Raw genomic sequence first — 12805 nt, forward strand, 5'->3', positions numbered from 1 at the left:
TGCGTCTGGCCATTACCAAGCTTAAGTAGTAATGCATCACGACACAAAGATTCACACCCGGCAGCCTGATGTCCACCATTACTTCAAAAAGCCGCATCGTCCTCGACCGCACCCGCCAGGTCGCGCCTCAGGTCGTCGAATATTTGCGCGAGCGCATTTTGGCGTTGGAACTGGCCCCCGGCTCGACGATTTCGCGCACCGCCCTGCAGCAACAGTTCGGCCTCAGCCAGACCCCGGTCCGCGATGCGCTCTTAAAGCTTGAGGAAGAGGGTCTTGTCACCGTCTATCCTCAATACGCGACGCTCGTCTCGCGCATCAATATCGGCATCGCCCGCCAGGCCCATTTCATGCGCCGCGCCATTGAATCCGACGCCGTGCGCGTTCTGGCCGAAACAGCCAACAAGACCGCCGTCGCCGATATGCGTGCCGCCAATGCCGAAGTCGGCCATCGCGCCAGCCAGAAGGATCACGCGGCCTTCCTCATCGCCGACCGTCAGTTCCATCACACGATCTTCCGCCACGCCGATATCTTGGACCTCTGGCCCATCCTGCGCCGCCACAGCGGCCATCTCGACCGCCTGCGCATGCTCAACCTGCCCAATATCGGCATGGAGCGCGTTGTCGCCCTGCACGAAAAGATCATTGACGGCATAGCCGCCGAAGACCCCATCGCCGCCATCGAAGCGATGCGCGAACACCTCTCCAAAACCCTCTCGATGCTCGATTGGGTCGGCCAGCAATATCCCGACTATCTCGAAATCTGACGCTTAAAGCCCCGCCAGCCAACGCTCGATATCTTACGCCAGACACATAAAGGCCGGCCGCTTGGAAAGCGACCGGCCCGACGGTGGCATGTGACGGGCTGCTCAGCGCCGCTCACGGCAGTCAGTCGTCGTCGCCGTCCTTGTCTTCGTCATGGCGGTCGTCGTCGCGGTCGTCATCATCCCGGTCATCGTCGTCGCCATGATCATCGCGATCGTCATCGTCATGGTGATCGTCGCCATTGTCGTGACGGTCGTCATCATCATCGTCATCGCCATAATGACCGCCATGATCGTCGTCACGATCATCATCATCATCATCGTAGCGGTCGTCGTCGTCATCATCGTCGTCATCGTGATCATCGTCGTCATCATCGTCATGATCGTCGCCGAGCAGCCATTCGTCGTATTCCTTGCGGTAATCATGGTCGTCCAGACGATCGTCGGGATGGAGGATGTGGTCGTCGCTATCGCAACGGACACTGCCCGAAACGGTCTCGCCCCAGGGCAGGGTGATCGAGGTCGTCGTCGTCGTATTGGGCGTCTGCCCAGCGCAATATTCCGCCTCCTGGGCGTCCGACATCAGATCGTCGATCGAGCGGGACTGGGCGAAAGCGGGCGAAGCCGCCATCAAGGTGAGCGCGCTCAGCGCAATTCCCAAATGCAGTTTCATTGTTTTCAACTCCTTGGTTTGCCGTCTGGTGACGAAACAAGCCGGAGTGTAGGCTGGCGCGGCTGACCGATCGCGCCGCCACGCTGTCAGCGATTTGTCAGTTTCGGACCTGTATTTGAGATCGTGATGTCGATCACCCGCCGAACCCTTCTTGTCGCTGCCACAGCCCTCCTCGCCGCGTGGGCCGTGCCCGCGCATGCCGATGACGACGATTACGACGATGACCGCGACGATGATCGGGACGACGATGAGGACGACGACCGGGAAGACGACCGCGACGACGAGGACGACGATGATGACCTCGACCATGATGTCCCTGACGATGAGGACGACGACGACCCCGCAACGCCCACGCAACGCCCCACCGATGACCATGAGGACATCCCAACCGGCCAGATCCGCCAGACCGTAAATTCCGACGGGTTGCTCACTCTCGAGCAAATGCTGACCATCTTCCAGGGCTACGGCACCCTGACCGTGGTCGATGTCGTCCTGCGCCGCACCCCGGCCCGCACCTATTACCGCTTCAAATATATCGACGGCACGGGCACGGTCCGCACCGCCGATTTCGATGCCGTAACGGGCCAGCCCGTGAGGTAGCGATGCGCGTCTTGGTTGTTGAGGACGACCCCACCATCGCCGATGGCCTGCGCACGGCGCTCGAATTGTCGGGCTTCGTCGTCGAGCATAGCGACGATGGCGAGATCGGGCACTATCGCGGCGAAACCGAAGCCTTTGACGCCATCGTCCTCGATCTGTCCTTGCCGACAATGGACGGCCTCGTCGTGCTCAAGCGCTGGCGCAAGGCGAAAATCTTGACCCCCGTGCTCGTCCTGACGGCCCGCGGCGCATGGGAAGAACGCGTTGAGGGCATAGACGCCGGCGCCGATGATTATCTTGCCAAGCCATTCCGCATCGAAGAGGTTGTGGCGCGCATCCGCGCGCTTGTCCGCCGCGCTTCGGGCAACCCCACCCCTGTCATCGAAGTGGGCGCCCTCACCCTCGACACCCGCCAGATGCGCGTCTCGGTCGATGGGGCCCTCATTCCGCTGACGCCCCAGGAATACCGGCTCGTCGCCTATCTCGCCCACCACAAGGGCCGCGTCGTTGATCAGATCGAGTTGACCGAACACCTCTATCTCCAGGACTTCGAACGCGACTCCAACGCCATCGAAGTGCTTGTCGGCCGCGCCCGCCGCAAGCTTGGCGCCGGCATCATCGAAACCCGTCGCGGCTTCGGCTATGTCATCGGCGAGGCGCCGTGACGATGACGAGCTCGATCCGCCTTCGCCTCACCCTTGCCACCATAATCACGCTCTCGATCGCCATGGCGGTGTTCGGCGTTCTGCTGATCGAGATTTTCACGGCCCATCTCGAGCGCCAGGCCCGCGCCAATCTCGACAATGAATTGACCCGCCTCATCGCCCTCGTCGAGCCCGACGCGCCCCAGCCTCTCTTGACCCAGGACATGCCCGATCCGCGCTACGCAATCCCGCTCAGCGGGCTTTACTGGCAGGTCAGCGACCCCGAAACCGGCCAGATCGCCGCGTCGCGCTCGCTTTTCGATCAGGCCCTCGACATCCCCGCTGCGCTCCAGCCGGGCGCGCCACCGATAGCGCTCAAGCTCGAAGACGCGGGCGGAACGATCCTCCTCGCCACCACCCGCCGGCTGGGCTTCGAGCGCGCCGATGGCTCGACCCGCACACTCGATCTGGTTGTCGCCGAGCGCCGCGACAGGCTCGAACTGGCCATTGCCGCCTTCCGCTTCGACCTGTTCCGGGTGCTCGCGATTCTCGTTGTCATGCTCGCCGTGGCCGGCTGGATTCAGGTCAGCGTTGGCCTGCGCCCCTTTTCCGGCCTGCGTCAGCGCTTGGCCGGCGTGCGCGAGGGCCGTGAGCGCCGTCTGGTCGGGCGTTTCCCCCGGGAAGTCAAACCGCTCGTCGATGAGGTCAACGAGCTTCTCGATGCTCAGGGCCACGCCATCACCTATGCAAGGGCCCGCGCTTCCGATCTCGCCCACGGCCTTCAGACCCCGCTGACCGTTCTGGGCGTCGAAGCGCGAAAGCTGCGCCAGGCCGGCCTAGACGAACCCGCGCTCCGCATCGAAAAGCTGGTCGAGACGATGGCGATCACCGTCCATCACCAGCTTGGCCTTGCGCGCCTGCGCCACCGCGCCCGTGCCGAACATTGCGCAACGCCCCTGGCGGCGACCATCGAAAAGGTCATCGCCACCCTGCGCCTGACACCGGACGGCGAATCGCTGCATTGGACGCGCACGCTGGACACGGCGCTCACCGTCGATCTCGACCCCGCCGATCTCACCGAAATGTGCGGCATCGTTCTTGAAAACGCCAGCCAATGGGCAAAATCCGAGATCCGCATCGAGGCGCTGCACAAGGGCGACTATATCCATCTGATCGTCGAGGATGACGGCCCGGGCTTTGCCCCCGACACCGCCCATCGGCCGCGCCCCAATGGCGGAACCGGCTACGGTCTTGGCCTGCGCATCGTCTCCGAAATCGCCGAAATCAACGGCGCCAGTATCACGCGTGGCGCGTCTCAGTCTGGTGGTGCTCGCGTCGAAATCGCCCTCCGCGCCGCCTATCCCGGCACCGCGAGCCCACCGCCGCCCAGGTGATTGTCACCCCGGCCCGCTTGCGCCATGATTGGGGCGGGCCAGTTTGGGAGGATCACTGGGCTGTCTGATCTAACGCAACGATCGATGCGGCGCGTCATCGTCGCCCTTGCGGCGATCGGCTTGGTGTGCGCGCTGGCCGCCCTCGCCTATGCGCTCGCCCATCGCGCCGGCATGGACCGCCTGTCGGGCCAGTTGCGCGATCGCCTCACCGTCACCCTACGGTCGGTCGAAAGCGAAATCGAGCGCTTCGGCTATCTTCCCGAAGTCATGGGCGAGGACGAACGCATCCTCGATCTGCTCGAAACGCCCGCACCCGACGCCGTCGCCCTCGCCAACACCTATCTCCAGACCATCGCCGCACACTCCATCGCCGACGCCGCCTATATCATCGACACCGACGGCCTCACGCTGGCCGCCTCCAACTGGGATTTACCCACCTCGTTCGTCGGCCACAATTACAGCTTCCGCCCCTATTTCGCCGATGCGCTCGCCAATGGCGAAGGCTCGTACTACGCAGTGGGCGTAACCACCGGCATCCCGGGCTATTTCCTCTCGGCCCGCATTTCGAACCCCGCCGGCCCGATGGGCGTTGCCGTCGTCAAGGTCGACATGGCCCCTCTAGAACGCGCCTGGGTGCAGGCGGGGGAAATCACCGGCCTTGCCGACGAAGCCGGCGTTGTGTTCCTCACTGGCGTGGGCACCTGGAAATATCGCCCGCTCTATGCCCTTAACAGCGAAAACCGCGACCTCATCGCGCGCGAACGCCGCTATGACGGCATCGATGTCGCCGGCAGCGCGCCCCTCATCGGCACCCCGATCCCGGAGGGCCAGCCCGTCATCGTCGAAACCGACCGTGACGCCCTGATGATGAGCGTCGCACGTATCGAGCCGCAGGGCTGGCAGGTTTTTACCGCCCTCCCCACCGCCCCCATCGCCGAAGAGGCGCGGCTTTTTGCCGGCGTCGCCGCCCTTCTCTCGCTGGTCCTGATCCTCATCGGCCTTTATGCCTATCAGCGCCGCCAGTTGACCCGCCTCAAGCTCGACCAGAACGCCGTCCTCGAACGCCGCGTCGCCGAACGCACCGAAGCCCTCGGCCTTGAAATCGACGAGCGCCTGCGCGCCGAAGCCGAACTGCGCGACACCCAGGACAGCCTCATCCACGCCGCCAAGCTCGCCGCCCTCGGCCGCATGTCCGCCGCCATCGTTCACGAAGTCAGCCAGCCCCTCTCGGCCCTTGATACGACGCTGGCCGCCGCTGGCCTCCACGCCCAGAACCAGCGTCCCGAAAAACTCGATGCCTCGATCCGCTCGAGCCGCGATCTGTTGAAACGCATGCAGCGCACCGTCCGCCATCTCAAGACCTTTTCCTCGCGCACCCAGGCCATGCCCGTCGAGCCCATATCGCTCGCCAGCTCGGTCGACGCCGCCATCGAGATCGTCCTGCCCCGGGCCCGTGAAGTCGGCGTCACCATCCGCTTCGATCCCGCCCCCGACGCCCCGATGATCGCCGTCAACGCCGTGCGCATCGAACAGGTCTTCATCAATCTGCTCTTGAACGCCGTCGATGCCACCGCCGCCCTCGGCAACACCGCAATCGCGGTCTCCATCTCCCAAAACGAGGATCGCGCCGTTATGGCCATCCATGATTCCGGCCCCGGCATTCCCGACGAGATCGCCGAAAAGATCACCGAACCCTTCTTCACGACGAAAACCACCGGCGAGGGCCTTGGTCTCGGCCTCTCGATTTCCCGCGCCATACTCGAAGATTATGACGGCACCCTCGCCTTCGCCCCGGCCAGGGGTGGCGGCACGCTGACGACAGTCTCGCTCCCCCTCATGGGTGCCCGCGCCGAACATCTGGAGCCCGCGCAATGAGCCGCGGCCGCATCGCCTTTATCGATGACGAGCCCGATCTCTGCGCCGCCGCCGCGGACTGGCTCGAAGCGTCCGGATTTACCGTCACCACCCACACCGACCCCCGGCGCGCCCTCGCTGACATCGACACCGCCACCTGCGACTGCGTGGTCAGCGACATCCGCATGCCCGGCCTTTCCGGCCTCGACCTCCTGGAACGCCTCCACCGCACCGACCCGGACCTTCCCGTCATCTTGCTCACCGGCCATGGCGACGTCCCGGTCGCCGTCAAAGCCATGCGCGCCGGCGCCTACCATTTTCTTGAAAAGCCCTACGACGCCGAACAGCTCGTCTCCATCCTCGACAACGCCGTCGAAAAGCGCCGCCTTGTCGGTGAAATCTCCCGCCTCAAGCGCCAGCCCGACGATCTCGAAGCCCGCCTGATCGGCGTCTCCCCAGCCATCGTCGAACTGCGTCGCTCCATCCTCCACCTCGCCGATATCGACGTCGACATGCTCATCACCGGCGAGACCGGCACTGGAAAGGAAGTCGCAGCCCGCGCTCTCCACGATTTCGGCCGCCGCCGCGCAGGCCCGTTCGTCGCCATCAACTGCGCCGCCATCCCCGAAACCATTTTCGAAAGCGAACTGTTCGGCCACGACAAGGGCGCCTATACCGGCGCCGTCGGCGCCCGCGAGGGCAAGCTAGTCTTTGCCAATGGCGGCACCGTCTTTTTCGACGAAATCGAATCCATGCCCCTGGCACTCCAGGCCAAGGTCCTGCGCGTCATCCAGGAGCGCGTCGTCGAACCCCTCGGCTCCAACCGCCAGATCGAAATCGACGTCCGCTTCATCGGCGCCACAAAATCCGATCTGCGCTTTGAAAGCGAAGCCGGTCGCTTCCGCCCCGATCTCTATTTCCGCCTCTCGACCATCGATCTCGCGCTGCCCCCGCTCCGCGCCCGCCGCGAGGATATCGGGCTTTTGCACACGGTCTTTGCCCGCCGCGCCGCCGAACGCTTCGGCCTCCCGATGCGCGACCCCTCGCCCGCAATGCTCGCCGATCTGGGCTCGAAATCCTGGCCCGGCAATGTCCGCGAACTCAAAGGCCACGCCGAACGCTCGATCATCGGCATCGCTCCACTGCCCACCGACAGTCCTGCCGTCGAGTCCCTCCCCGACCAACTCGCCCGCTTCGAAGCCGGCATCATCGCCAGCGCGCTCGAAACCGCCAACGGCTCCAGCGCCCGCGCCGCCGAACTCCTCGGCATCCCGCGCCGCACCCTCAACGAAAAAATCACCCGCCTCCGCCTCCGCGCCACCGCGTGAGCCGGCCCCACCGAAAACCCTCATTCCCCTCCCACCCGTCACCCTCGGGCTCGACCCGAGGGCCCACGCTGCAGCCGCCAAACCAACAGCATTCCTCTCCCATCCCCACCGTTCCCTGCCCTCCACCCGTCATCCCGGGCGAAGACCCGGGACCCAGTATGCTCCCAAGCAGTGGGGCCGAACGCGCCTCCGCGCACCCTGACCTCCCCAGACTGACGCCCCCGGCAATTTCCCGCCAACCCCACCTCCCCGCTGGCAAAATCTTGCCCCGCACCCCCACGCCAGTCCCCATTTCCCCGCCCTCCCCATCTGGCACACCGCTTGCAACCTCCCCTCCAGCGCCACCGTGAGGAGACGGCGGCGTCACAAACCCTTTGGGAGGAAATCCATGTCTAATGTGATCACGCGCCTCGGCGCGGCATCTCTGCTTGGCACGACGCTCGTCGCCATGCCCGTCGCCGCCAACGCCCAGGAATTCATCAACGTCCTGACCGGCGGCACCTCGGGCGTCTATTACCCGCTCGGCGTAGCGCTCTCGGAAATCTACGCCGATGGCATCGAAGGCTCGCGCACCCAGGTCCAGGCCACCCGCGCCTCGGTCGAAAACCTCAACCTCCTCGCCGAAGGCAGTGGCGAAATCGCCTTCGCGCTCGGCGATTCCGTGGCGCTTGCCTGGGAAGGCAATGAAGAAGCGGGCTTCCCCGCTGCTCTCACCGGCCTGCGCGCCATCGCCGCGATCTATCCCAACTACGTCCAGATCGTCGCCGACACCGCCTCTGGCGTCGAAACCCTCGAGGACCTCCCCGGCCGCTCGATTTCGGTCGGCGCACCCGCTTCCGGCACCGAGCTCAACGCCCGCGCCATCTTTGAAGCCGCCGGCCTCACCTACGAGGACATGGGCCGCCTCGAATATCTGCCCTTTGCGGAATCGGCCGAACTGATCAAGAACCGCCAGCTCGATTCCACCCTGCAATCTGCCGGTCTCGGCGTTGCCTTCATTCAGGATTTGTCGGCAACCCACGAGATCAACATCGTCGCCATTCCCGCCGATATCGTGGAATCGATCGGCGCGCCTTACGTCCCCGCAACCATTCCCGCCGGCACCTATAACGGCCAGGACGAAGACGTCCCAACCGCCGCCATCGGCAACATTCTCGTCTCTTACGAAACCGTCTCCGAAGAGATGGCCTACGACATGACCCGCCTGCTGTTTGAAAATCTCGACCGCATGCAGGCGGCCCATGGCGCAGCCAACGATATCGACATCAACGCCGCCATCGAAGGCCTGCCCATCCCGCTGCACCCCGGCGCGGAACGCTATTACCGCGAACAGGGCATCATTGAATAAATGATCGCTTCATGCGGCCCGGATCGTCCCGGGCCGCATGATCCAAGGAGGGGAGGATAAGATCATGTCGCAGCAGGGCGAAATCCGCGCTGAAGAGTTCAACCAGCAGCCAGACGATGTCGAAGAAGCCATCGAGGGCCTTCCGCCCGGCTTCGGCCACGGCATCATGGGCACAGTGGCGTTCACCATCGCCATCGTCTTCGCCCTGTTCCAGCTCTGGGTCGCAGCCTATGGCAACATGCCCAGCCAGATCGTCCGGGCCATGCATGTGGGCTTCCTGCTCCTGCTCGGCTTCGGCCTCATCGCCAATCTTCTCGCCAAAACACCGCTGACCAAGACCATCTTCTGGAGCCTCGGCATCGCCGGGTTTTTGACCGGCATCTACAATTGGGTCTTCTATATCGACCTCATCCGGCGTTCGGGTTTCCACACCACCCTCGACCTCGTGGTCGGCACCGCCGCCATCGCCCTCGTCTTTGAAGCTGCGCGTCGCCTCATGGGCTGGCCGCTGGCGCTGATTGCCGGCATTTTCTTTGCCTACTGCTTTTTCGGCCAATACCTGCCCGGCCCGCTCGTCCACCGCGGCTACAGTTTCCCGCTGATCATCAGCCATTTCGGCTTTGGCACCGAGGGCATTTACGGCACCCCGATCTATGTTTCGGCCGCCTATATCTTCATTTTCGTGCTGTTCGCCGCCTTCCTCGAACGCGCCGGCATGCTGAAGCTGTTCAACGATTTCGCCCTCGGGCTTGTCGGCGGCTGGCGCGGCGGCGCGGCCCAGGTCTGCGTCCTGTCCTCAGCGCTTATGGGCACCATCTCGGGCTCCGGCGTCGCCAATGTCGTAGCGTCCGGCCAGTTCACGATACCGCTGATGAAACGCTCGGGCTTTAAATCCCCCTTCGCGGGCGGCGTCGAAGCCACATCGTCCATGGGCGGCCAGATCATGCCCCCCGTCATGGGCGCCGTCGCCTTCATCATGGCCGAAACGCTGAATCTGCCCTACACCGAAATCGTCAGGGCCGCGATCATCCCGGCCATTCTCTATTTCGCCGTCTGCTTCTGGATGGTCCATCTCGAAGCCGGCAAGCTCGGCCTCAAGGGCCTCGCCAAGGATTCCCTCCCCAATCCATGGGCCGCCATCAAGGCCCAATGGCCGCTGGCCCTGCCGCTCGGCACGCTGATCTTCTTGCTGTTTGCCGGCTACACTCCGATCTTTGCCGGCACCATGGGCCTGGCCCTGATCGTCGTCCTGATCCTGGGCACCCCCATCGCCGCGCTGATCGGCCCCTTTGCCTTCCGCGTCGTCTTCTGGATCGCGCTCGGCCTCGCCGCCGCATCCTTCCTCCAGTTCGGCGTCAATTTCCTCGTCGCCGTCATCGCCGCGTTGCTCATCGGCTGCGTCTTTTTCAAAGGCGGACGCGAAACCATCCTCATCTGCCGCGATTCTCTCGCTCAGGGCGCCCGCAACGCGCTCCCCGTCGGCATCGCCTGCGCCGTTGTCGGCATCGTCATCGGCACGTTGACCTTGACCGGCATCGCCTCGACCTTCATCTCGGCGATCATTTCGGTCGGCGAAAGCAATCTCTTCCTCTCGCTGATCCTTACAATGCTTACCTGCCTCGTCCTCGGTATGGGCATTCCGACAATCCCTAACTACATCATCACCTCGTCCCTCGCCGGCCCGGCCCTGCTCGAACTCGGCGTGCCGCTCTTGGTCAGCCACATGTTCGTCTTCTATTTCGGGATCATGGCCGATCTGACCCCGCCCGTGGCGCTGGCCTGCTTTGCCGCCGCCCCCATGGCCAAAACCTCGGGGTTCAAGATTTCCATCCAGGCCGTCAAGCTGGCCGCCGCCGGTTTCGTCATCCCGTTTATGGCGGTCTATACCCCCTCGCTCATGCTCCAGGACGGCGGCTGGATGGCCGAAGCCTTCGGCTATCCTGTCGAGGTCGCCTATATCGTCGCCAAGGCCTGTTTCGGCATCGGCATGTGGGGCATCGCCATGGTCGGGTTCTTCATCGTCCGCGCCGGCATCATCGAACGCTTGGCGTTCTTTGCCGCCGGCCTCCTGCTGATCCTCGCCCTGCCCTTGACCGATGAAATCGGCTTCGTGCTCGGCCTTGCCCTGATCGGCTGGCAAATCGTGCGCTTCCGGGCGCATAAAGCCAAAGCTCAACCCGCATGACCCTCTGCATCGCCGCGAGCGGAACACTCCTTGCGCTCGCGGCGTCGAGCTTTTCCTTAAGCTGGACCCATTCGGTCGAAAAAACTCTCTGGCAAGAGCAATGGTCCATCCAGGACAACCGCCTCGTCCTGACCCAGGCCATCGTCCAGGGCTCGGGCGCCGGTATCGCCCCGCCCCCCGACGCCATCCTGACCGACGAGGGCTGGACCTATACCCCCACCCTCGCCCCCCTCGACCGCCTGACCCTCGCCGCCTCCGGCGTAACCCCCTCCCCCTGGCAATTGTGCACCGACACCCAATGCCACGATCTCGGTGCCGAAGCCGGCACCCCCATCACCCTTTGGGCCGCCGACCAATGCGCGCCTGAATAGCCACCACCGCCCATCTCTCCCTCCGGGGGAGAGGTCGCCGCGCAGCGGCGGGTAAGGGGGCCTTCCCAACGCCCATCCAAACCGACATTCATCCTCAACCTCACCCCCCTGTCATCCCGGCCTTGATCCGGGACCCAGCATCCTCCGAGCACCTGGCCCCAAAGTCTTCGCCATACCCAACCGTCACCCTCGGGCTCGACCCGAGGGCCCACGCCGCCCATGCCAAACCCGCAGCACAAGCCGGTGTATCCCTCGCGCCTACCGCAAATCCCCCCAAGCATCGACCGGCGCTGCAACAACCGCCCTCTGCCCCTCCGCTGTCCGCGGCACGACCGGCAACCCCAATTCATCCGCCCCCAACGACCCAGTCGCCGCGATCAGCGAATACGCGGCGATCACCCGCTGCGCCTGCGCCGAAATCAGCATCTCTTCCGATCCCGCAACCGATGCCCGCGCATCGAGCACATCGAGCGTCGTCGCCTGCCCTACCTCATTTTGCTCGATGATCGAATTAAGCGCGATCCGCCCGGCCGCCACAGCCGCTGTCGCCGCTTCGATCTGCGCCGTCGCCGCTTCCATGCCCGCCCAGCCCTGCCGTACCGCCTCGACGATCTGGTCCCGCGTCGCCAGCCCTTCGAGATGGGACTGGATCTGCCCGATATTGGCCTGCTCGACCGCCGGATCGCGGTTCGGCGTATAGATCGGCACGCTCAGCCGCAGCGAAATCGACGCGCTCTGCGTCACCGTCCCGTTCGTCCAGCCGCCGACCCCGACATTGCCGTTCAACGAAAGGTTCGGCCCGAACCCGGCCAGCGTTTCCTCATAGCCATATTGCGCAGCCCGCAACTGTGCCGCCGTCGCCAAAAGCGCCGGATGCGCCGCCGTCGCCCGCGCCAGCCCGTCCTCGAGGCTGGCCGGCAACAGGGCCGAATATCCATATTGCCCGTTGAGCGCCCCCGCCTCGCGCCCCACATGGCGCAAATAATTGGCTTCGGCGACCCGCAGCGCATTGACCGCCGCCGCCGAAGACGCCCGCGCCTCAGCCAGCGTCGCCTCCGCCTGCGACACGTCAAGCTGCGTGCCCTCGCCAACCTCCAGCCGATCCCGCGCCGATTGCAATTGCGCCGCAACGAACCCCACGGTCTCCGCCCGGATCGCCGCCACCCGACGCCCGGTCAAAACGTCGACATAAGCCTGCGTCACCGAGAGCAACACGTTCTGCTCGGCGTTTTCAGCGCCATAGACCGCGGCATCATACTGCGCCATCGCCCCGGCGATCGCCGCGTCCCCCTGATGATTGTCGAACAATGTCTGGCTGTACCCCAGCCCGATGCTGTCGCTGCCGGTCCAGTTATTGGCGGCGCTGTTCCACGACGCCCCAAGCTCCGCCTCCGCGCCGATGGTTGGCAGGCGCGATCCCTCCGCCGCCTTGATTCCCTCCCCCGCAGCCCGCACCGAAAGAAACGCCGAGGCGATCTGGGGATTGTTCTCATAAGCATGCGCCATCGCATCGGCGAGGCTCTCGGCAAACGCAGGCGTGGTTAGCATCAGCGCACCCGTCACCGCCAAAGCGGCACGAAAAATGGATCTGGTCGACATGGGATCGGCCTTCTTTTCAAAAACTGGAAACAACGAAAAAGCCACCGC

The 12805-nt window shown here is 64.5% G+C and carries 11 protein-coding genes; 9 read left to right on the plus strand and 2 right to left on the minus strand.

All coding sequences use genetic code 11. The annotated features are described in order from the left end of the window. Positions 1 to 68: 68 nt before the first annotated feature. Positions 69 to 764 carry a GntR family transcriptional regulator gene (locus tag BLR31_RS01135; protein ID WP_090589999.1) on the plus strand — a complete coding sequence of 232 codons (696 nt, stop codon included), beginning with the start codon at positions 69 to 71 and terminating at the stop codon, positions 762 to 764. Positions 765 to 885: 121 nt separating this feature from the next. On the opposite strand, the gene BLR31_RS01140 is transcribed toward BLR31_RS01135, so the two are convergent. Then, positions 886 to 1434: a hypothetical protein gene (locus BLR31_RS01140; RefSeq protein WP_143009275.1), complete on the minus strand. Its 549-nt coding sequence runs from the start codon at positions 1432 to 1434 to the stop codon at positions 886 to 888. A 126-nt stretch (positions 1435 to 1560) separates the two neighbouring features. On the opposite strand from BLR31_RS01140, the gene BLR31_RS21525 reads away from it, so the two are divergent. From BLR31_RS21525 to BLR31_RS01175, 8 genes are all read left to right on the plus strand, one after another. Beyond that, positions 1561 to 2034: a PepSY domain-containing protein gene (locus tag BLR31_RS21525; protein WP_176762448.1), complete on the plus strand. Its 474-nt coding sequence runs from the start codon at positions 1561 to 1563 to the stop codon at positions 2032 to 2034. Positions 2035 to 2036: 2 nt separating this feature from the next. Next, a complete protein-coding gene (locus BLR31_RS01145; protein WP_090590007.1) occupies positions 2037 to 2699 on the plus strand; it encodes a response regulator transcription factor in 663 nt (220 codons plus the stop codon). Positions 2700 to 2701: 2 nt separating this feature from the next. After that, positions 2702 to 4072 carry an ATP-binding protein gene (locus BLR31_RS01150; RefSeq protein WP_090590012.1) on the plus strand — a complete coding sequence of 457 codons (1371 nt, stop codon included), beginning with the start codon at positions 2702 to 2704 and terminating at the stop codon, positions 4070 to 4072. A gap of 84 nt (positions 4073 to 4156) precedes the next feature. Next, positions 4157 to 5947 carry an ATP-binding protein gene (locus BLR31_RS01155; RefSeq protein ID WP_090591975.1) on the plus strand — a complete coding sequence of 597 codons (1791 nt, stop codon included), beginning with the start codon at positions 4157 to 4159 and terminating at the stop codon, positions 5945 to 5947. Continuing rightward, complete coding sequence (locus BLR31_RS01160; RefSeq protein WP_090590016.1) at positions 5944 to 7254, plus strand: sigma-54-dependent transcriptional regulator; 1311 nt, start codon at positions 5944 to 5946, stop codon at positions 7252 to 7254. The genes BLR31_RS01155 and BLR31_RS01160 overlap by 4 nt, the downstream gene beginning before the upstream one ends. A gap of 388 nt (positions 7255 to 7642) precedes the next feature. Next, positions 7643 to 8602, plus strand: a complete 960-nt coding sequence (locus tag BLR31_RS01165) for a TAXI family TRAP transporter solute-binding subunit (RefSeq protein WP_090590020.1) — start codon at positions 7643 to 7645, stop codon at positions 8600 to 8602. Positions 8603 to 8666: 64 nt separating this feature from the next. After that, the gene (locus tag BLR31_RS01170) at positions 8667 to 10787 is read left to right on the plus strand and encodes a TRAP transporter permease (protein ID WP_090591980.1); all 2121 of its coding nucleotides are present in this window, start codon (positions 8667 to 8669) and stop codon (positions 10785 to 10787) included. After that, positions 10784 to 11158 carry a DUF1850 domain-containing protein gene (locus BLR31_RS01175; RefSeq protein WP_090590024.1) on the plus strand — a complete coding sequence of 125 codons (375 nt, stop codon included), beginning with the start codon at positions 10784 to 10786 and terminating at the stop codon, positions 11156 to 11158. Before BLR31_RS01170 ends, BLR31_RS01175 begins: the two co-directional genes overlap by 4 nt. Before the next feature lie 258 nt (positions 11159 to 11416). Here the strand turns inward: BLR31_RS01175 and BLR31_RS01180 are convergent, their stop codons facing one another. Beyond that, positions 11417 to 12757 carry a TolC family protein gene (locus tag BLR31_RS01180; RefSeq protein ID WP_176762449.1) on the minus strand — a complete coding sequence of 447 codons (1341 nt, stop codon included), beginning with the start codon at positions 12755 to 12757 and terminating at the stop codon, positions 11417 to 11419. Positions 12758 to 12805 lie beyond the last annotated feature (48 nt).

The organism is Pelagibacterium luteolum (genome assembly GCF_900100665.1).
Lineage (GTDB): Bacteria > Pseudomonadota > Alphaproteobacteria > Rhizobiales > Devosiaceae > Pelagibacterium > Pelagibacterium luteolum.